A 21,522-nucleotide genomic window follows, 5' to 3' on the forward strand; every position below is an offset into this window, starting at 1 on the left:
TTATCAGAATTGATCTGTTTGAAACGCCTCAACTCTTAAATCAACTTGGTCGCGAACCTCTTGTATACTATCCATTTTCAAATCGTATAATTTTTGCGATAAATCAACTGGATAAACTTGTGGATTTAAAATGCGCTTATGCTCTTCCCATAAGCAGTTAATCTTATCCTCTGAATAATCTTTAATAGTTAATATATCTGGTAAATCATATACTTGCTGACCCTCTTTGTATATATCTATTAAAAGTGGACGCGCTTCAAAGTCCTTAACAGTTTTATTGATATAGGTATGAACTGGATGGAACATGAAAAGTTCCTCTAAAAGATCGGGCCTTTCATCTATTAAAGCAATATAGTCACCTTCCACCTTGCCATCTTTTTTTCGAGTAATTCGCCAAACTTGTTTCATACCGGGTGTAGTGATTTTTTCTGTATTGGAAGAAATTTTAATTGTCGGTACAATCTCACCTTTGTCATCTTCGATTCCAACTAATTTATAAACAGCACCTAGAGCAGGCTGATCATAAGAAGTTATTATTTTAGTTCCAATACCCCAATCGTTGATTTTTGCACCCTGCATTCGTAAGTTTAAAATGGTTTTTTCATCCAAATCATTGGAAGCTATTATGCGCGCTTCGGTGAAACCTGCTTCGTCCAATTGCTCACGAATTTTTTTTGATTGGTAAGCCATATCTCCCGAATCAATTCGAACACCGATAAAATTGATTTTGTCACCCATTTCTTTAGCTACTTTTATAGCGATAGGTATGCCTGAACGTAATGTGTCATAAGTATCTACTAAGAAGACGACATCACGATGCGTTTCAGCATAAGCTCTAAAAGCTTGATACTCATCTCGGTAAGCTTGTACCAAAGAATGAGCGTGAGTACCAGAAACAGGAATACCAAATAATTTCCCAGCCCTAACGTTTGAAGTTGAATCAAAGCCTCCAATAAAGGCTGCACGCGTTCCCCAAATAGCCGCATCCATTTCTTGCGCTCTTCTAGCACCAAATTCAGAAATTTTATCCCCTTCACCCACTACCGAACGAATACGTGATGCCTTTGTGGCAATTAAAGTTTGGAAATTTATTATATTTAAAATAGCTGTTTCAACTAATTGGCACTGACCAAGTGGTCCTTCAACTTGCATCAAAGGTTCGGTTGCATAACAAAGCTCGCCTTCTTGCATAGACCTAACAGATAACTCTAGTTTCATATCTGCCAAGTATTGAATAAATGTTTCGGGGTATATTTCTAAGCTTCTTAGATAATCCAAGTCAGTCGCTGAGAAATGAAATTGATTCAAATAGTGAACAACTCTTTCTAAACCAGCAAAAATAGCGTAGCCATTGTTAAAAGGGTTTTTGCGAAAGTAGACTTCAAAAACAGCCAGTTTTCGATCAATCCCTTTTTCCCAATATGTTTTCAACATATTGATTTGATAAAGATCGGTGTGGGTCATTAAGCTGTCATCAGAATATTTATAGATCATTTTAATCTCCTCAACTGAATAATTTTATTTATTGTATCATACTATTGCCCTCAATGTTGATTCAAAAAGAGTGCATAAGTTATAAGCTCATTATAAAAAAGCCTTTAGTTGAATGCTCAACTAAAGGTTTTTACTAATTACTCTTCTATGGTATTTTCTTCAGAAGTTTGCATGGCCTCCAAAGGAACCTGAATATTAAAGCTTTGACCATACTGGTCAAAGTCAAAATTAGCCGAAATACTTATAAGCTCTGGTAAGTTAGACCGGTCTGTTTGACTCACTGAATCGATAAAAACTTTAGGGTCTGTGTCAATCATAAAGAAAAAGTTCTTTATCAGCCCTGTCACACTCTCATATGTAACAGTCATTTGTGGATTCATATTAAAGAAATCTTCAAACATATCAGGATTCAAGAATTCCCCCAGAGATTCTTCATATTCTCGGTCGATGGGTTGTCCCAGATCTTCTGATTGCTCAATCGCTTTGTTAGCTGATTGCTTAACCAACTGTTTTAAATCGATTGCCTTATCTAAATCATTGTAAAAGCTAGCTCCATTAATATCTTTTTTCAACTTAAAAAGATAATCTTGACCTTTTTCTTCAAATTCAAAGTATTTATCAATAAATGTTTTGGCCTCTGAAGTCATTTCGCTTTCTACTAAGCCATTTGATACATTTTTAAAGGATGCTTGAAGACTATCTAAGATATCTTCTTCTGATACCGTCCATTCTGAAGTCTTCCACTCTTTAGATTGAGTGTTGTAAATATAATTAAATCCTTCTTTAGCATAGCTTTCAAAACCTACAGCCTCTGAACCTACAAATGGAGAAACAATTTTTGCTACCATTTGTAAAGCGATCGGTTGAGCATTTACTAATGCGTCAATTTCTAGGTTTCCAAAATCACTGGTCATATTTTGCGAGGAAATTTTCACACCTACTGTACCTTCCATATGAAAGGATTGGAATTCTTGTTGGTTTGCTTTTACCGCCACATCTTGCCAAGCATCTGAAACTGTTTCTTGAGCACTCACATAAGACTGAGGGATTAGCAGCAGATTAACCATTATCATTAAAAAAAGTGTTTTTACCTTATTACGTTTATTCATAATATCCTCCTTATAATTTACTAGCAAAAGCCTAACATAAACAATAAACAACATCTAGAAATAGCTTACTCATAAATATGAATTTTGGATTGAAAATCCTTCCATGAAGGTTGGCAGAGATCTTCTTGGTCTAAACCTCTTGAAGAAACCTTATCAAATAATATTTTTAATGTTTGAAACAACAATTTAAAATCAAAGGCTAATGAGTAATTTTTAATATAGAGCAGATCAAAGTTTAATTTATTATTAAAGTCTGTAGCATATTTTCCATAGACTTGAGCATAGCCAGTGATTCCTGCACGTACATGATGACGCAATTCATAATAAGCATTTTCTTGACTAAATTGATTAACAAAAAAAGGACGTTCAGGTCGCGGTCCAACGAGCGACATATCACCTTTTAACACATTGATTAATTGTGGAAGTTCATCAATCCGAGTAGTGCGAATAAACTTTCCTACTCTCGTCACTCGTGAATCATTAGAACTAGCTAATACGGGTCCAGATTTTTCTTCAGCCGTTTGAGTCATTGAACGAAATTTTAAAATGTTGAAAGGTTTAGATCCTTTTGTAATTCTAACTTGACGATAAAAAATTGGTCCCTTACTGTCTAGTTTTACAGCTATGGCTGTTATTAACATGATAGGCGAAGCTAAAATTAATAAAAGAAGAGAAGAAGCAATATCAATCGTCCTTTTGATAATAGCTTGTTCAAAAGCAATTGAAAAAGTAGATACTTCAATTAAACTTTCATCTTCAAAGCTCATTATATTTGGATTAACCATCATTAAATTTGCAAAGTTAGTCGATAAAAAGAGCTTTTTGTTATTCCGCATCAAATAATCGTATATTTTTAGTCGTTCTGTTTCTTCGATATAACCAGTAAGGTAAACAATATCGACCGCATCCGATAATTTAACCACACGCTGGTAATAATCTGACAAGACTACATGAGTTACCTCATGTCTACGATTGGTCATTCTATCAAAATTAACCACTGCATTTAACGCCTTTTTATTCTCCCCTACGACTAAAACTCTTTTACGGCCAGATAATCGATGATAAAGGATGTAAGCTACAGCATTAAATAAATATACCAATATTGTCCCTACGAAAAGGTTAAGTAAAATAACAGATCGCGGAAAAGTTAGCCAAGACCCAGCATAAGTAACGGCCATCATAAAAAAAGACAAAAATAATTGAGATAGCATGGTAAAGTAGAAAAGGTCCATTAAAGTTTTATTATAAAATATATAGGTACCAAAGAAGAAGTTGATCAAAATAAAACCTATTGCTATCCAGAAATAACTTGATTCAAAAGCTATAAAATTTCTATAGGGAATTTGGCCTGAAAATTTTAAATAAAAGGATAATAGAATTCCTAAAAGACATACCAGTGAACCCATTATAACTACAACAAAGCGTAATAAATTATTCCATTCTTTTCGATGGTTCATAATAAAACCTCTTTCTTTCCGTTGGTTCTTACTCATTATACCGACTTCTTTAAAAAATAACCATCAACATTTAGTCTGATTAATTTTTACGCTCTCATATATTTGTATTGAAATAACTTAAGCTCGTCCCATCTAATTTAAAGATAGAACGAGCTTAAGCTTCAAATAAAAAATTTACAATTAAAGTCTACTCAATGATAGTGAATTTTTCATTGAAAAGAGGTGAAACAGAACGGTTCTCGTGAATACGTTTAATTGCTTCAGCAATTAAGTGTGCAACAGACACAATTTCAATTTTATCAATTTTTTTGTCTTCAGGCAGTAGAATGGTGTCTGTAACAATTACCTTCTTGATAACAGAAGTTTGCAATCTTTCTAAAGCTGGCCCAGAAAGAACCGGGTGAGTACAGGTGGCATAAACTTCTTTGGCTCCACGATCAATCAAAGCTTGAGCAGCGATTGTAATTGTTCCTGCCGTATCAATCATGTCATCAATTATCACTGCTGTTTTATCTTTTACATCTCCAACAATACTCATCACTTCTGCAACGTTAGGACGTGGGCGACGTTTATCAACAATAGCAATTGGTGCCTTTAAAAATTCTGCTAGTTTTCGTGCACGAGTTACGCCGCCATGGTCAGGTGATACAACAACAACATCATCGCCAAAAAGTTTGTTATCAATAAAGTAATTTGCCAGTAAAGGAGCACCTAATAAATGATCTACAGGTATATCGAAAAACCCTTGAATTTGGGCAGCGTGTAAATCCAATGCCACTACACGGTCTGCTCCTGCTTGCTCTAACATATTTGCTACCAATTTAGCTGTAATTGGTTCACGAGACTGTGCTTTACGGTCTTGACGTGCATAACCATAGTAAGGAAGCACTACATTGATTGTTTTTGCTGATGCGCGACGCAAAGCATCAATCGTAATTAATAATTCCATTAAATTATCATTAACTGGTGAGGAGGTCGATTGTACGATATATACATGTGCCCCCCTAGTCGATTCATCAATATTTACACGTATCTCTCCATCAGCAAACCTAGATAAAGAAATTTCACCTAATTCTACTCCAACAGCTTTTGCAATTGCTGCCGCTAACTTTTCGTTAGAACTTAATGCAAAGATCTTTAATTTTGGATCCTTATAGTGTTCACTTGCCAACCAAATCCCTCTTTCCTTAAATTTATTTATTGATGTATTTAGTCCAATAACCTAACTTATTAACCTGTTCGCTACGTGAAATAGCTAAGGCTTCCGCTTCAACATCCTTTATAATAGTTGAACCAGCAGCTATAAAGGCACGGTCCCCAATCTCAAGTGGAGAGACGATATTAGAGTTACTTCCAAGAAATACTTGATCGCCGACTTTCGAACGATATTTTCTTTTACCATCATAGTTACAAAAAATAACACCACAGCTTACATTGACATCTTTTCCTAATTCAGCATCACCGATATAGGCTAAGTGACCTGCTTTGGTATCTTTACCTAGTTGAGAATTTTTAACTTCAACAAAATTCCCAATACGGACGCCCTCTGCCAAATAGCTATTCGGTCTTAAATGCGCAAAAGGTCCTATTTTTGCTTTATCTTCAACCTTTGATTTCTCAATAACTGACTGAGTAATTATTACTGAGTCCCCTACTTGGCTATCTACAATCTCACTGTTGGCACCAATTCTTACTGATTTACCAATAAATGTTTCGCCCTTAAGCTGAACTCCCCCCTCAATCACCGTATCTTCACCAATTTTTACATCCGCTTCAACATAAGTCATTTCAGGATTAATAAAGCTCACGCCATTTCGCATATGATTTGTAATGATACGTCGGTTCATTAGCTGCTGAGCTTTAGAAAGCGCTACTCGATCATTCACTCCAATTGATTCTGCAAAATCATCCATATTAAAAGCATGAACTTTTTTTCCTTGTTTTTGAAGAATTTCAATAATATCTGGTAAATAATACTCGCCCTGGGCATTCCGATTGCTCACTGATTTCAAAGCTTTAAACATACTTAAATTATCAAAAATGTAGGTCCCTGTATTAATCTCATCTATAATAAGTTCTTTTGACGAAGCGTCTTTTTGCTCCACAATTTTAAGAACTTGGCCTTCATCATCACGAACAATTCGACCATAACCAGTAGGATCTGAGGTTCTTGCAGTCAAAACGGTTGCTTTTGAACCTGTGCTTTCATGATGCTCAAAGAGTTTAGTTAATGTTTCTCCTGACAATAAGGGTGTATCTCCACATATAACTAAGGTACTTCCTTTTTCATTTGCCAGAAGATTCTCAGCTTGGAGTACTGCATGACCTGTTCCTAATTGCTCGGATTGAAAAGCAAAATCAGTGAGGTTTTTTAATTCTTCTTTCACTAAATCTGCCCCATTACCAACAATAGTTACGATCTGCTCGGCACGACTTTCCAAGACTGATCGAACAACATGTTCTGCCATGGAAATTCCACTAATTTTATGGAGAACTTTAGGTAAGGCTGACTTCATGCGTGTACCTTTGCCAGCTGCTAAAATAACCGCCATTCTTTTCATTCACTCACACTCCTTCTATCTGCGACATTTACCCTTATATTATATCTATTTAAGGACCATATGGCTATGCAGTTTCCTAATTAAAAAAATTTCCTGCTTCAATTTCCAATTGATAATGACCTAACTCATTGTTATAACGTAATTGAGTTTCAAAAAGAGCGTGATAATTTGGAATACTCATTCGATTTTTTACCTTATTCTCTGCAAAAACGCATATTCCAGCTGCTTGCGAATCAAATTCTTCAATTAAATTTAAAAGCCCTGTTAATGTTCCGCCATTACGAAGAAAATCATCCACAATTAATACACGACTTTGCGATTGCAAAGCTGACTTCGAGAGTTCCATTTTCTTAACAGTCTGCGTAGAACCCGAAGTATAATTAATCGAAATGGTTGATCCTTCTCCAGAGGTAGATTCTCGACGTACCACAACATAAGGTTTGTTTAGATATAATGCTACTGCCGCTGCTAATCCTATCCCTTTAGCTTCTATGGTAAGAATGGTATCAATTTCTTTATCTGCATATTTAGCTGCAATAAGTTGAGCAATCGGATTTAAAACACTCGGATCTTGTAGTAGGTCATTCACGAAAATATAGTTTCCTGGGAGAATTCTCTTACCTTGAGAGAGTCGCTCTTTTACTTGACGCTGAATAATTTCAACTTCCTCTCCCGACAGATGTGGACGAAAAATAACACCTCCTGTTTTACCAGTCAATGTTTCAAGTTGCCCTAGTTGCATTTCATCAAAAACTCCTCTGACCATTCCCAAATCTTCACTAATTGATGATTTAGCACATTGAAATTTATGCGCAAAATCTTGTAAGTTTAAGAGTTGGTTGGGATTATTCATTAGTTGTTGGGTAATTGCTATTAAGCGCTGGTTTCGTTTATATTTTTTTATCATTTATAAAAAGCCTCCTTTTCCAAACATTAAGCAAACTTTATCATTATTTGTTCGAATTTTCAACAAAAAATCTCTATCGAAAAAGAGTTCTAACAGCTGTTAGAACTCTTAAAAATTATCAATGCTTATGTTTGCGTAAGTATCTTTGTAGGCTTTGAACAACAGCTACTAAAACGAATATCAAAATAAATATTAAAGTAATAGATGCTCCAGGAGGGGTGTCTAATCTGTAGGAAGCGAATAATCCCAAGTAAATTCCCACGATGTTTATCACAAAACCAATCGCTATTGCTTGTTCAAAGGACCTAGAAAGTCTAATAGCTGTTGAAGAAGGAATCACAATTAATGCTGATACTAATAAAACACCAACAATTGGCATCATAATGGAAATAGCAACCCCTGTTAAAATTGAAAAACAAGTTGAAATAAAACGAACCGGCAGTCCTGCTGTTTTAGCAGTAGCTTCATCAAAAGATATAATATAAAGTGGTTTTCTAAAAATTAGATATAAGCATAAAATCACCAGCGCTAGTCCAATTAATAAATAAACCTCTTGGTCTTGAATTAAGATAATCGATCCAAACAGATATTGGTCTACTTTAAATACACCACTATTGGAATTAAAGCTTAGAAGAAACAAGGCTAAAGCCATACCAGTGGACATCATTAAAGCCACAGATATTTCAGTGAAATGTCTATACACCGTTCTAAGATACTCAATTCCCAGTGAAGCAATCACAACAATCACTATGGTCGAGTATGTAGGTTGGATACCTAGTATAATTCCTAAAGCAACTCCAGCTAAAGAAATATGAGATAAGGTATCTGCCATTAAAGATTGCCTTCTGAGAATGAGGAAGAGACCTAAAATAGGTGTTATAAAGGACATGGCTAATCCTGCTATAAAGGCGCGTTGGATGAAGTCATACTGAAACATCTCCAAGGAGAACCCTCCTCTCTAATTAAGCGAATTTCACGATCATAGAAGCCTTCAATTTCATCATCAGCATGTGTCACCATCATGATGGATTTACCATGATGCTTGGTAAGATGTTGCAAAAGTTGATAGAACTTTCGGCGTGATTGGCTATCCATACCGTTTGTCGGTTCATCTAAAACATATAAATCTGGATCCAATGCAAAAACGCGCGCTAAAATAATCCGCTGTTTTTGGCCGCCTGAAAGTTGCCCGATTAATTTATCTCGCATATTCGCCATACCCACTGCTTCAAGGGCACGATCAACGTGTTCATAATCTTCAGCATCTAAAGATTTAAACCATCTATTTTGACTGTAACGACCCGACTCTACAAAGCGCTGAACCGTGCTAGGGAAGCCTGAATTAAAGGCGGAAATGTTTTGTGCAACATAACCCAACGATAGCTTATCTCCTGCTTTATTTTTTTTGGCAATACTTATTTCTCCTGTTGCTGGCTTTAACAGACCGATAATATTTTTAACTAACGTTGACTTAGCCGCTCCATTTTCTCCCGTTAAAATAACAAATTCTCCGGATGCGATATCAAAAGTGATATTATTCAAAACTTTTTCTTCTTCATAATAAAAAGACAAGTTTTTAACGGATAACACCTTCATTTTTGGCCTCCTTACACTAGTTTCTAATTTTGAAGTAGTTGTTCAAGATTTTTACGCATTAATGTAAAATAGTTTTCCCCTGCTGCTGCCTCTTCCTCAGAAACTAATTCCAAAGTTCTTAAGGGCAGTAATTCTGCTTTAGTAGAGCTTGCTACTGTTTGAGCAATCTTAGAATCAATAGCAGGATCAACATAGATTTTGTTCACTTGTTTTTCTGCTAATAGCTTTTGCATTTCAGCAATTTGTTTGGCTGAAGGTTCTTGATCTGAAAAAAGTCCTCCAATTGAAATTTGCTCTAAACCATAGGCCTGAGCTAAATAGCTAAAAGCTTTATGTTGAACCACGATGGTTTTATTTTCTAAATCTTTTAATTTAGTCTGAAATTCTGTATTTAATGCTTCAAGTTTTTCAACCAAAGCCTTACAGTTCTCTTCATAGACCTTCTGATTATCAGGATCTATTTCTATCATTGCCTCTTTAATGTTTTTGGCTTGTTGACTATAAACCATTGGGTCTAACCAGGTATGAGGGTCAAATTCATGAACGTGTCCTTCGTGACCATGCTCTTCACCTTCATGATCGTGCTCTTCACCTTCATGATCGTGCTCTTCACCTTCATGATCGTGCTCTTCACCATCACCGGATAACAAATCAATGCCGTCGGTTGATTCTAAAACTTTGGTAGTATCTAAATCAACTAAAGACATTAAATCCTTTATAAAAAATTCCATTTCATCATCTTGATAAATAAATAGATCACTTTCTTGAACTTTAATTGCAGCTTGTGCACTTGCTTCATAAGCGTGAGCATCTTGATTGGCATCTAGTAGCATAGAAACCTCCATTTTATCTCCTGCTATTTCTGAAGCCAAAAAGTACACTGGATAAAAAGTGGCCATAACTTTTGGCCTGTCTTGTGCAGAAACAATTTTAAAAGTTGTATGACCTACCATCGCTAGACTTAAAAAGATAGTAGCTATTATTTTCATTAGTTTATTCATATTATTTTACCCTCCGTTTAAATAGTAATAGTTACATATATCTTTATGTATAGTATCTTCCTACTAGAAGTTTGTCAAGGTAAATTTTAAGATATAATTCACTAAAAAAGCGGTAAGTCCTCTATTAAGAAGGCAAACCGCTAAATTGATATTACTCGTATTGATCTAAACTGTTAGTCATCCATTCTGGCAATGAATCTTTGACCTTGTCGGGAAATCGATGACTGATTGTTTCGAGCTCCTGACCAAATGTCTTGCGCATCAAAGCTGTTATCTCCTTAGGTAATAACTTTTTCCCTTGATTCTCTGCAAGCGTTATCTGCTTTAGTATTTCAATGTATGAATAAGCTAATGCTAGAGTAACAGTTGAGGCAGTAAAACCATTAACCATTCCTCCTGTAACTGATCCCACTCCTGGCACCCATTTAGCAGCTGACGAAGCTAGGTACTTACCCACCATACTCGCTAAACCTGTCCCTCCTACCCCAGCCATCATACTAACAATTTGTTTTTTATCGATAGACAAGCCGAATATACTAGTAATGTGAGCTAGCATTGTAATTTGGATAGGAACTAAAAGAGCTGAGTCAGCAATCGGTAAGGGGGTTAGACCAATTCCAAAAGTTGTTTTCATATACTTGTTTGCCCAACTTCTAGATTGAGCTATTTTTAAAGCCAAGTCTACTCGTTGGGCATTAATAAAAGCCTTCTCTACCTCTTCCGGAACAAACTCATAACTATGTTTAGTCAACTCTTCTAAGCCATAAGCTTTAATTTTTTGGCCACCTGCTAATTCAAAGTCTTTGGCTAAAACAGGAATAACCACTTGGACTTGAGGGACTGCTTTTTTAACAGAATCTTTAAAGCCTTTAATATCCTCACCAATTGCTTGTGTTAAGACCACAATAACCGGCAGTTCTTGAGCCAGCATTGCAATTAGGGTAATTTCTTGCGGTTCAATTCTTGCCATCGTCGCATGGATACAATAGTAAACCAAGTGAATAGGCTCTACCGCATCGCCTTTTTTAGCGTCCTTTACTAAATGAAGTAAGTGTTGGATACTTTCATCTTGCGACTTTGAATGTAACTCTAATCCTTTAGTATCATAGATAACTAGTGGTAAGCCTTTTTTAGTTATTTTCTGGACCTTTTGAGTCACTGGAAGACCTACTCCTGTTGAAGCAATATTTTCTCTAAAAAGAGCGTTCACAAGAGTGGATTTTCCCGATCCCGTTTTACCAGCGAGTAAAATGCGAATGGGCTCCATCTTTTCCACTTCCTGATCTGCTTGCCTTAATAGATCAAGTGCTAAGTTAAGATTTAAAGGACTAGTCTTAAATTTCTTCCATAAATCCATAATTCGCCTCCATCTATGCCTTAATTCCTACGCGAGCGATTAGATAAAATTATTAGCCTTAAAATTTGTAAAGCCGTTGAAAAAGTAGCCGCTATATAAGTAAAGGCTGCTGCATTCAAAACTTTACGAGCAGCGGGCAACTCCCCTTGAGTGAAGATATCTAGCTGTTCCAAAGAAATTAAAGCCCGTTTACTTGCATCTAGTTCAACTGGTAAAGTTACTATTTGAAATAATAAAGCCGTTGATAGTGCAATGATACCAATTGTTACCAATCCCATCATTTGGAAAAGAAAACCCAAAATGATAATTGGCATACCAATCATTGAGCCAAATTGTGATACGGGAACTAAAGCTGATCTTAATTTTAGAAATTGGTAGTTCTTAGCATCTTGCACGGCATGACCACACTCGTGAGCTGCAACTGCTACCGCTGCTACAGAGCTGTTGCTATAAGTAGCTTCCGATAATCTTAAGATTTTCTCTTTGGGACTGTAGTGGTCTGTTAAGTTCCCAGCTACTCTTTCAACTCTCACATCTTGAATTTGATTTGCTTGCAGAATTAATTCCGCGGCTTCTTGTCCACTTATATTACGCTCACTCATTAATTCGCTGTATTTAGCAAAGGTTGATTTAACCTTCCATTGAGCATACATTACAATAGCCATACCTATTAGTATTAAAATATATGTTGAATCAAAATAAAAACCGTAGGGGTACATTGAATTCCTCCTTTAAAGTTCAAACACTATAAACAGTATTCTATCAAAACTTCCTTTGGTTTTCTATTTTAGTAACTTTTAGATGAAAATTTCCCAGTCCTGATACTTAAATTAAAAAACATTTAGAAATGTACTGACCCCTTAAACCCGAACAAGGATTTAGGGGGGTTGTATGGCAAAATATAATTTTGAATTTATATTATAGTTAGTAAGAGAAATCGAAGAAGGATATGAAAGAAAATTTCTTTCAAGAAGGTCTGGAGTCAAAGCTTCAAACGTTTCTAATTGGATAAGACAAGATAAAATGTATGGAGAAAATGGACTTAGAAAATCTATGTCTAAAACTAAATACAGCGGAGAATTAAAAAATCTGTAATAAAATATAGGCAATACAATGAACTATCCTATAGAGAAACAGCAGAGTACTTTAAAATTAATAATCCTTCAATAATTGCTAATTGGAAAAGAAAATATAAACAAGAAGGTTTTGAAGGATTCAATGCTAATGAAGGAAGACCTATAAAGAATGGGGATACGACTATGTCTAAAAACACCGATAAATCAAATGAAATTAAGAAGTTAAAAAAATCAAAGAGAAGAATTAATAGAGCTAAGGCAAAGAAATGAATATCTTGAAGCAGAAATACTCTATCTAAAAAAGTTAGATGACTTAATTCAAAAGAAAAAATCTCAAACAAAAAAAAGACAAAAATAGTACTTGAAATAGGCTAGTTAAACCGGATATTAAGTTAAAAATATGGCTTGATATAGCAAAACTACCAAGAACATCTTTCTACGAATGGAAAGAAAAGCAAGATAGAGTTAACCATAAAAGAGTATTAAGAATCATGAAAGTTAGTAAACCTCTATGTAAAAAATTCCACACAAGAACAATGAAATATAGCTCATATAGAGGAGAAATAGGTAGGATAGCAGATAACAAATTAAATAGAAACTTCAAAGTAGAAAAAGCTAATGAAGTATGGGTGAGTGATATAACAAAACTTAAAGTTAAATCTTCTGAAAACAGGTTATAACTATCACCAATAATGGATTTATTTAACTGTGAAATAATATCATATCATTTAAATATATCACCTACTGTATATTTTACCAATAAGTCCTTAGAAGATGCTGTAAAGAAACTTCCACAAGATCACCATTTAATAGTTCATACAGATCAAGGATTTCATTATCAACCTAAGTCATGGGTAAAAAACCTTGAAGATAACACTATAAAACAAAGTATGTCAAGACGAGCTAATTGTCTAGACAATTCGCCTATGGAAAACTTCTTTGGGCTTCTAAAACAAGAAATATTTTATGCGGTTAAGTATGATAGTATAGATGAATTAGCTGAAGAAATAAAAAGATCTATTTATTGGTATAACCATCATAGGCTAAAAGAAAAATTAAACGGCCTTTCACCTATTGAATATAGGTTGCAGGCCGCATAATTAATTTTAATATTATTGTTCGTGTTTATGGGTTCACATCAAAATTCTAAATGCTTAATTATTTTTTATTTTAATTCAGGTAACATAGCATTCAAAGTAATTCCTACCAGTGCACTTAAGGCTGTTCCGGAAACAACAAATGAGCCTCCCAAATCTAAAACAGCTCCCCCCAATCCGATAACCAACATAGCTGAAGCAATAATTAAATTTCTAGATTGTGAAAAGTCAGTGTGATCTTTTATTAATACCTTCAGACCATTACTAGCAATCACACCATACAATAGAATCGACATTCCTCCCAATACTGCGGAAGGTATTGATGCCACTAAAGCATTAAATTTGCCAAAGAAAGATATCAAAATAGCTAGAAAAGCTGCATTTCTAATGACACTAACAGATGCAATTCTTGTTAAAGCAATCACACCAGAGTTTTCACCATAAGTTGTGTTTGCAGGACCACCAATTAAAGCTGAAACGAAAGTAGCTAACCCATCTCCTGCTAAAGTTCGGTGTAATCCTGGCTTTGATAAAAAATTACGATCACAAATTTCACTAAGAACCACATGATCACCTGTATGCTCAGCAATGGTAACCAAAGCAATTGGTAAAATCGCCCAGGCTTCTGGTCCAAAATAAAACTTATATTGTTGCCAATTTGCAACAGGTGTAGCAAATGGAAGGGATAAATCCGGCAAACGAATCCAACTAGCTTCTATTACGGGAGTATAATCAACGATTCCAACCATTAACGAAAGAAGATAGCCGCCAATAATAGCGATTAAGAATGGAATTACTTTAAAGAAGCCTTTACCAAATATCTGCATGTAAACTGAAATGAGTAGCGTTCCTACTGAAACGAAAATGTTTCGCCAATCCCCACCCGATACAAAGCCAGCATTATTTACTGCAGAAGAAGCTAATCCTAAACCGATAACAATAATCATCGGCCCAATAACAATCGGTGGTAATATTTTATTCAACCAATCGGTGCCGGTATACTTGATTACTCCAGCAATCACAACGTAAAATAAACCGACCATCATGATTCCAGTTTGCGCTGCAGAAACATCCCCACCTAGTTGTTCCATTGCTAAAGCCATGGCAGCAATATAAGCAAAAGAGGATCCCAAATAAACAGGCACCTCCCCTTTTGTTATAGTAAGGTAAATCAATGTTCCTATCCCACTTGCTAACAAAGCAGTTGAAACAGATAGCCCTAAAATTGAGGGAACTAAGATCGTTGCTCCAAACATAGCAAAAACATGTTGAAAACTTAATAATAATCCTTTGGTAAACTCCGGCTTTTCGTGAGGTTGCAGCAATAGCGTCATTTTATCTTTTGAATTTTCCATTTTAATCTCCTTATATGAAGGCATAAAAAAGAGCCCTTTATTTGAAAATAAGGACTTAAAATACTCAGTAGACTTTGGCATCCTCGCTGGAATGCATTAAAAGTCCTTACATTTCTAATCGATTTTATCATTGTTTGACCAAGTTGTCACACTCTTTTTAGGATTTAATTTAGTAATTTGTTATCAACTTGTTACCTAATATCCATATTTTTCTGATACACTGATGGAACGAAACAAAAAGGAATGATTTCATGAAAAAAATACTCAGCCTTATGATTGCATCTCTTTTATTATCTGCCTGTCAGATTTTCCAATACTTTCAAGAACCAACCGCTAATGAGAAAAATGAACAATCAGAATTGGCTGCTGTCTCCCAAGACCAAATAACTAGTCAAACAACTGAAAACCTTGAATCAGAAGATAGCCAAAAGGAGCAAACAGAAAAAAATAAACAGAGCAATACAGCCCCTCGCTTTTTAAAAGAGAAATTAAGCGTTTCTTCTGATTTCCCTAATTTGACACTTCCAGATGAAGTGCCTCAAGATATTAATCAAGCCATGGAAAGCTATTATCTAAATAATTTTACAAATCAAGAGCAACAAGTTAATAAAAATAAAGTAGCAAGTAAGGATTTAAATCAAATCCTTTCACAAATTAATTCGGAGGAAGATTTAAGCCAACTAGATGTTTCTATTGATCAAAGCCAATTCCAAATCAATGGAGAAACAATCTTTATTCCTCGCATCATCGTACCCTTAACTTACCAAGAAGCCGAAAAGATTGCCAGTGATAACGATACACGTTTAATAAACCACGCTTTAACACAAGTAGGAAACCGATTAGTGCTATTAGCTTATTATCGTCCTCAAACAAAGGAACTTATTCCTATGCATCTGGTCAATTCAACACACTCACTCTTTTTCTATCAGCAATAAGCATAAGGTCCCAGCCATTTGTTAAATGGCTGGGACTTTATGCTTTATCCTTTTGCTTGCTTTTTTAGAATGTTTTGACGATAGCGCTCTACTAAACGATGACTGATAATGATTTTTTTATCTGCCAGTTGATCGATAATTTCTTGATCAGAAACATCTTGGCCATGCTTTGTTATAACATCTTGAATAAAAGCTTGAATATTTAGAGCAGACAACCCACTACGTCCGACTTTTGCTGAAACATTAATAAAATCCGAAAGTGGAGACACATTCTCTCCATAAGCGAGGTTCTTATTGATAATAATGCGACTGACAATAGACTCAGATAAGCGCAGCTGATGAGCAATGTCTTTAATTAATAAAGGCGTTGGGCTTTTGTCTTCTCCTTTGAGATATTGCAGCTGAGATTGAACGATAATCTTAGTCACTGCAATTAACAATTTCTCTCTAGAGCGAATACTTGATAACATTTGCTGGTAGAATTCCTTATGCGGTTGGATATATTCTTGAAGCTCAGTATTATTTTTAGCTTCCATTTCATCATAATAATCTTGATCAAAAATTAGCCGTGGATAATACTGACGGTTAATGTGAATTTGTATTTCTTCTCCCATGAGTTGCAGTTCAACATCTGGAATCAAATTAATTCGCTCAATTCGTTCATATAATGAAGATGGGCGTGTCCGCAATGTATGGTAATAATTAACAATTTGTTGGATTTCAGCTAGCGTTAAGTTTGTACGCTCCATAATCTCTGCATAATCTTCTTCTAATAATTCAGCAAAATAATTTTCTAATAAAAAATAGGCATGATTTGGCGAATGTTGGTCTTGGTCTGTTTGCAACATTAGACATTCTTTCAAATCATAAGCCCCAATCCCAGTCGGCTCTAATTGTTGAAAAAGAGTAATGGCATCTAAGGCAATCATAGGGTCTATTTGTAGTTTTTTTGCAAGTTCTCCATATTTATAAGGTAAATAGCCACGTTCATCTAAAAAGGGAACCATTTGCACCATAGCATCTCTAATCGGTGTTTGCCTATATAACATAATCTGCTCGAAAAGGAAGGTTTCTAATGTTTGAGGAGAGCTTGGACTTTGAATATCAATATCTGGATCAGCTGCAGGCCTTCTTTCTTGTAAAATCTGGGAAACCTTATGCTCAATAGGGTATTCAAACTCTATAAACGGATTATCCAAAAACTTTTCTTCAAAATAATAGGTTAGCTGTTCGCCATTTAAGTCTAAAATTTCTAAAAGTAATGGATTTTGTGTGACTTCTTCTTGTGTAAGCGATCGAAAAATTTTTACTTCTTCTGACATCTAATCACCTTCTTTCTGACTTTTATCATTCTCTCTCTATTATAGCTAATGCTTAGAATTTCGTCTAATCATAATTCTTGTACTAGCACAATTTAATGTGCTTAAATTATTTAAAAAGACTAAAATTTTAAAAATAATTTTGAAAACCTTTGTATCTGCTTTTTTTTAGTTTTATAATCAACTTAAAAGCCATTTGATAGCGTTTGATTTTGTCGACGCTTAAGATGAAAGGAGAAATTAAATTGTTAGAAAATCTACAACCTAATCGAGTCTTCCACTACTTTGAAGAGTTAACCAAAATACCTAGAGAATCTGGTAATGAACAAGCAGTTAGCGACTACCTGTATCATTTAGGAAAAGAATTGGGTTATGAAACTATTCAAGATGAAGCTAATAATATTATTATTAGAAAGCCAGCCCATCCCGACTATATGGATCATGAACCAATCATCATTCAAGGACATATGGATATGGTGGCTGAAAAGGCAGAAGGCATAAAACACGACTTTGCCAAAGACCCTATTCCATTGGCAGTAGAAGGGGATTGGGTTAAAACCAAAGGGACAACCTTAGGAGCAGATGATGGAATTGCAGTAGCTATGGGTCTAGCAATCATTGAAGACAAAGAAGCTAAACACCCTGCTCTTGAATTGCTGGTTACTACGGATGAGGAAACCACCATGTCTGGTGCACGAGCTGTAAAAAAAGAAAATATTCGTGGCAAAAAATTAATTAACATTGATGCAGAAGAAGAAGGCATCTTACTGGCCGGTTGTTCTGGTGGCCATAACCTTATTGGTAAGCAAAAACTTAAATATCAAGCTCGCCAGTTAAAAAACACTTTTGAATTAACCATTAATAATATGTTAGGTGGACATTCAGGAATGGAAATCCACCAAAAAAGAGGAAACTCCATTAAATTTGCCTTACAGGCTATGAACTTAATTAAAGAGGTGTCCGACTATGAATTAGTGTCGATTGTCGGCGGATCAAAACATAACGCGATACCCCGCGATGCAAGAGTAGTATTTGCATCAGATGAAGAAGATTATTCTATTGATTTTACAAACTTAATCGCTAAATATCCTCTTGACAAAGACATGCAAGTAACCATTAAAAAAATTGATAATATAGATGAGGTCTTATCGGCACAAAGCCAAGAAAATATTGAGCAATTTACCGCTGAAGTTCCACACGGTGTCTATAGTATGATGGAAGAATATCCTGATATTGTTGAGTGTTCTAACAATCTCGCTATCTTTGATATTCAAGATCGTCAATTAAAAGTCACTATTTCCCTTAGAAGTTCGAATCCTGAATCTTTTGATAAACATACTGAAAATGTGACAAAAATCTATCAAAAAAATGGATTTGATGTGATTGAAGCAGATTATTATCAAGCTTGGGAATTTGCAAAAGAGTCTAGTCTTAGAGAGACTGCCCTAGAAGCATTTAAAGAGACTTTTAATAAAGAAATGAAAGTTGAGGTTGTCCATGCTGCTCTTGAACCGGCTGTTTTTACAGACACTTTCCCTGAAATGGAAATGATTGCAGTAGGCCCTACGATGAAAGACGTGCATAGCCCTAATGAAAGACTTTCGATTTCTTCAACTGAAAGAACCTTTAAATTTATCAACAAATTGCTTGAAAAGCTTTAGAGAAAAGCTTTAGAACAAAAAAGAACGCTTTATGAAAATTCATAAAGCGTTCTTTTTTGTTAAATATCACCATTAAAGGTATCTGCTTCTTGGAAATCACCAGCATATTTATAGCCTCTAGCAAACCATTCTTGTCTTTGCTTAGATGTTCCATGAGTAAAGGAATCAGGAACTACATACCCCATCGTTTCTTTTTGTAAAGTATCATCCCCTACTGAAAAGGCTGCTTGAAGTGCTTCTTCAATGTCTCCTTCATCTAAGATGCCTTGCTCATCAGCATAGCGTGCCCAAGCTCCTGCATAATAATCTGCTTGCAATTCTAAGCGAACCGTTAATTCATTCTTAACGCCTGGATTTTGTTGAGCCAGTTTCTGATAATCATCCATTGTCCCTAGCTGTTGTTGGACATGATGCCCCACTTCATGAGCCAGAACATAAGCCATCGCAAAGTCTCCTGGAGCGCCATATTTATTAGCTAATTCACGATAAAAACTAACATCTATATAGATAGCTTGGTCACCTGGACAGTAGAAGGGGCCTGCAGAACTTTGGCCAAATCCACATCCACCAGTATTTGTTCCTTCTGTGTAAAGGACTAATTTTGGTCTTTTATAAGTTAAATCGTATTCAGCGAACTTTTCAGTCCAAAAATCTTCGGTATTAGCTAATACTACTGAAAGAAACTCTCCTTCTTCATCAGTTATTTGATTGTTAGAGTCGGACTTTTCACTAGCATCTTCAAAAACGACACCTGAATCACCGTAGTTGCGATTCGTTGGTTGCCCGCCTCCTAACAAAGAAGATCCTCCTGTAAAAAAGGAAATAAGCAAGATTCCTATCAAAATCCATTTAAATTTCCCTTTTGACATCAATAACATCATTAGGAGATTACCACTCATACCACCCGAACGGCCTGAGCCCATTCCTCCGCCAAAAGAACTTCCGCCTTGGCTTCGACGGTCTTCAACATTTTTACTTCGTCTTAAATCTTCCCATCTCATTTTCGGCCTCCTTAATACTAGACGAATGGAGCTAACAATCTCAATAATGCGTCGATAATCCTTCCAGCAATCGAACGTCTTAGGTGCTTCATCCGAATTAATTCAGCCACACTCTGTGCCTGAATAAAGTCATCTTTAATCGCTTTTATTTCTGGATGATAGTATAGCAAGGTAGCCGTTTCAAAATGAAGATATAGTGAACGATAATCTAAATTAAGGGTACCGACTATCGCCACCCGATCATCTGAAACGAATGACTTAGCATGTAGAAAACCGGGAGTATATTCATAAATTTTTACTCCACCTTCTATCAAAGGACGATAGAAAGACCTAGTAATTCGATAAACTAATTTTTTATCAGGAATTCCTGGTGTCATCAAGCGCACGTCCACACCCCTTTTAGCTGCTAAAGTCATAGCCGTTTGTAACTCATAGGAAATAATTAAATAGGGAGTAAAAATATAAACATAACGCTCTGCGGTGTTGAGAATCTCACGATAGACATTTTCACCTATTACTTCACTATCTAAAGGTGTATCACTAAAGGGTTGGACATAGCCGCTGGACTCATTACCTTCGATAATACTTAAACTTTCATCTAAACTGGCTTGGTCAGTAAATTTTTTGTCATCTGAATCTTCAGTTACGTAGGCATTCCACATAGTTAAAAACATTTGTGAGATGTTCCATACAGCAGCACCTTTAATACGAATCATAGTGTCTTTCCAATAGCCAAATCGCTCCACCGCATTAATATACTCATCTGCAATGTTTAGACCCCCTGTATAAGCAATCTTATCATCGATAACAATATACTTGCGGTGATCTCGAGTATTGTAAACAAGAGAAACAATTGGCCGCACTGGGTTAAATTTAAGGGCCTTAATATTAAATGCCTCCATTTGTTCGACAAAGTCTTTAGGAAGTCTTAAAAGACAACCGAAATCATCATATATTAAACGTACTTCTACACCTTCTTGAGCTTTTCTTTTAAGCACGTCAAAGATTTGATCAAACATTTGACCTTGTTCAATAATAAAGAATTCAAGAAAAATATGTGAGTGTGCTGACTCTAGGTCTTGAATAAGTGGTTCCATCATTGATTCGCCATTCGCAAAATACTTAACGTCTACCCCCGCAGAAACAGGCATTTTTGCGTAATCATTGACATACTTTGCAATGCCTGCAATCCGTGGATTATCTTGTGCTAGCGACCCTAAGGCATTGGGCACCTTTTTTAAGTCCCTTAAATGATAGCGATTCTGACGATTAAGTCGTTCTGTCATATCTGCCAAAGGTCGTTTGTTACCAGCATAGAGATAAAACAAAGAGCCTATGATAGGTGAAACTGCTAATAACACAATCCATGATAAGCGATAAGCAGGACTTTCGTTCTTATCTAGCAAATAAATGATGATCCCAAAAGATACAATAGTCATAAAGAGGTTTAGCCAAACAGAATAGGCAATTAGATCTTTGACCAATACAACTATCCATATAATCTGGAGAATAGTTAAGGCAGCGATAATTAATAAACGAACAATTAGAGGCTTTGTCTCATTTGTTCTTTTCCCCATACCTTCTCCCCCTTTTAAT

General features: G+C 35.5%; 19 protein-coding genes. 4 read left to right on the forward strand and 15 right to left on the reverse strand.

Annotated elements, in window-relative coordinates; all coding sequences use genetic code 11:
• Nucleotides 1-3: 3 nt before the first annotated feature.
• From ACQV18_RS00105 to ACQV18_RS00155, 11 genes are all read right to left on the reverse strand, one after another.
• Nucleotides 4-1,494, reverse strand: a complete 1,491-nt coding sequence (locus ACQV18_RS00105) for a nicotinate phosphoribosyltransferase (RefSeq protein ID WP_428874168.1) — start codon at nt 1,492-1,494, stop codon at nt 4-6.
• A gap of 137 nt (nt 1,495-1,631) precedes the next feature.
• Nucleotides 1,632-2,603 (reverse strand): hypothetical protein, encoded by a 972-nt coding sequence (locus ACQV18_RS00110; protein WP_428892353.1) that lies wholly within the window; start codon nt 2,601-2,603, stop codon nt 1,632-1,634.
• 65 nt (nt 2,604-2,668) lie between these two features.
• Entirely contained in the window at nt 2,669-4,060 is a 1,392-nt protein-coding gene (locus ACQV18_RS00115; RefSeq protein WP_428874195.1) for a sugar transferase, read from the reverse strand.
• Nucleotides 4,061-4,247: 187 nt separating this feature from the next.
• Nucleotides 4,248-5,231 carry a ribose-phosphate diphosphokinase gene (locus tag ACQV18_RS00120; RefSeq protein WP_428874165.1) on the reverse strand — a complete coding sequence of 328 codons (984 nt, stop codon included), beginning with the start codon at nt 5,229-5,231 and terminating at the stop codon, nt 4,248-4,250.
• Nucleotides 5,232-5,253: 22 nt separating this feature from the next.
• Entirely contained in the window at nt 5,254-6,621 is a 1,368-nt protein-coding gene (gene glmU, locus ACQV18_RS00125; protein WP_428874164.1) for a bifunctional UDP-N-acetylglucosamine diphosphorylase/glucosamine-1-phosphate N-acetyltransferase GlmU, read from the reverse strand.
• A 76-nt stretch (nt 6,622-6,697) separates the two neighbouring features.
• On the reverse strand, nt 6,698-7,528 hold the full coding sequence (gene purR, locus ACQV18_RS00130; protein WP_428874163.1) for a pur operon repressor: 831 nt from the start codon (nt 7,526-7,528) through the stop codon (nt 6,698-6,700).
• A gap of 118 nt (nt 7,529-7,646) precedes the next feature.
• Nucleotides 7,647-8,471 carry a metal ABC transporter permease gene (locus ACQV18_RS00135; RefSeq protein ID WP_428873159.1) on the reverse strand — a complete coding sequence of 275 codons (825 nt, stop codon included), beginning with the start codon at nt 8,469-8,471 and terminating at the stop codon, nt 7,647-7,649.
• Complete coding sequence (locus ACQV18_RS00140) at nt 8,429-9,124, reverse strand: metal ABC transporter ATP-binding protein (RefSeq protein WP_428876081.1); 696 nt, start codon at nt 9,122-9,124, stop codon at nt 8,429-8,431. The genes ACQV18_RS00135 and ACQV18_RS00140 overlap by 43 nt, the downstream gene beginning before the upstream one ends.
• A 23-nt stretch (nt 9,125-9,147) precedes the next feature.
• On the reverse strand, nt 9,148-10,125 hold the full coding sequence (locus ACQV18_RS00145) for a metal ABC transporter solute-binding protein, Zn/Mn family (RefSeq protein ID WP_428892354.1): 978 nt from the start codon (nt 10,123-10,125) through the stop codon (nt 9,148-9,150).
• Between the two features lie 151 nt (nt 10,126-10,276).
• Nucleotides 10,277-11,482 carry a YcjF family protein gene (locus ACQV18_RS00150; protein WP_428892355.1) on the reverse strand — a complete coding sequence of 402 codons (1,206 nt, stop codon included), beginning with the start codon at nt 11,480-11,482 and terminating at the stop codon, nt 10,277-10,279.
• Between the two features lie 20 nt (nt 11,483-11,502).
• A complete protein-coding gene (locus ACQV18_RS00155) occupies nt 11,503-12,201 on the reverse strand; it encodes a zinc metallopeptidase (protein WP_428892356.1) in 699 nt (232 codons plus the stop codon).
• 375 nt (nt 12,202-12,576) lie between these two features.
• Here ACQV18_RS00155 and ACQV18_RS00160 point away from each other — a divergent pair, with 375 nt between their 5' ends.
• Together ACQV18_RS00160 and ACQV18_RS00165 are read left to right on the forward strand one after the other, a co-directional pair.
• Nucleotides 12,577-12,828, forward strand: a complete 252-nt coding sequence (locus ACQV18_RS00160; protein ID WP_428892398.1) for a helix-turn-helix domain-containing protein — start codon at nt 12,577-12,579, stop codon at nt 12,826-12,828.
• Between the two features lie 422 nt (nt 12,829-13,250).
• Nucleotides 13,251-13,658, forward strand: coding sequence for a transposase (locus tag ACQV18_RS00165; protein ID WP_428873154.1), 408 nt, complete (start codon nt 13,251-13,253; stop codon nt 13,656-13,658).
• Nucleotides 13,659-13,723: 65 nt separating this feature from the next.
• On the opposite strand, the gene ACQV18_RS00170 is transcribed toward ACQV18_RS00165, so the two are convergent.
• Nucleotides 13,724-15,034 (reverse strand): uracil-xanthine permease family protein, encoded by a 1,311-nt coding sequence (locus tag ACQV18_RS00170; RefSeq protein WP_428892357.1) that lies wholly within the window; start codon nt 15,032-15,034, stop codon nt 13,724-13,726.
• 227 nt (nt 15,035-15,261) lie between these two features.
• Between ACQV18_RS00170 and ACQV18_RS00175 the strand changes: the two genes are divergently transcribed.
• Nucleotides 15,262-15,945 (forward strand): hypothetical protein, encoded by a 684-nt coding sequence (locus ACQV18_RS00175; RefSeq protein WP_428892358.1) that lies wholly within the window; start codon nt 15,262-15,264, stop codon nt 15,943-15,945.
• Between the two features lie 44 nt (nt 15,946-15,989).
• Here the strand turns inward: ACQV18_RS00175 and ACQV18_RS00180 are convergent, their stop codons facing one another.
• Entirely contained in the window at nt 15,990-17,267 is a 1,278-nt protein-coding gene (locus ACQV18_RS00180; RefSeq protein ID WP_428875246.1) for an RNA polymerase subunit sigma-54, read from the reverse strand.
• A 242-nt stretch (nt 17,268-17,509) separates the two neighbouring features.
• Here ACQV18_RS00180 and pepD point away from each other — a divergent pair, with 242 nt between their 5' ends.
• Nucleotides 17,510-18,925 carry a beta-Ala-His dipeptidase gene (pepD, locus tag ACQV18_RS00185; RefSeq protein ID WP_428892359.1) on the forward strand — a complete coding sequence of 472 codons (1,416 nt, stop codon included), beginning with the start codon at nt 17,510-17,512 and terminating at the stop codon, nt 18,923-18,925.
• Between the two features lie 59 nt (nt 18,926-18,984).
• Here the strand turns inward: pepD and ypfJ are convergent, their stop codons facing one another.
• Both ypfJ and cls read right to left on the reverse strand, forming a co-directional pair.
• Nucleotides 18,985-19,926, reverse strand: a complete 942-nt coding sequence (gene ypfJ / locus ACQV18_RS00190; RefSeq protein ID WP_428873149.1) for a KPN_02809 family neutral zinc metallopeptidase — start codon at nt 19,924-19,926, stop codon at nt 18,985-18,987.
• 17 nt (nt 19,927-19,943) lie between these two features.
• The gene (cls, locus tag ACQV18_RS00195) at nt 19,944-21,503 is read right to left on the reverse strand and encodes a cardiolipin synthase (RefSeq protein WP_428873148.1); all 1,560 of its coding nucleotides are present in this window, start codon (nt 21,501-21,503) and stop codon (nt 19,944-19,946) included.
• Between the last annotated feature and the right edge of the window lie 19 nt (nt 21,504-21,522).

The sequence above is a fragment of the Facklamia sp. P9177 genome, from assembly GCF_050409585.1.
Classification (GTDB): Bacteria; Bacillota; Bacilli; order Lactobacillales; family Aerococcaceae; genus Facklamia.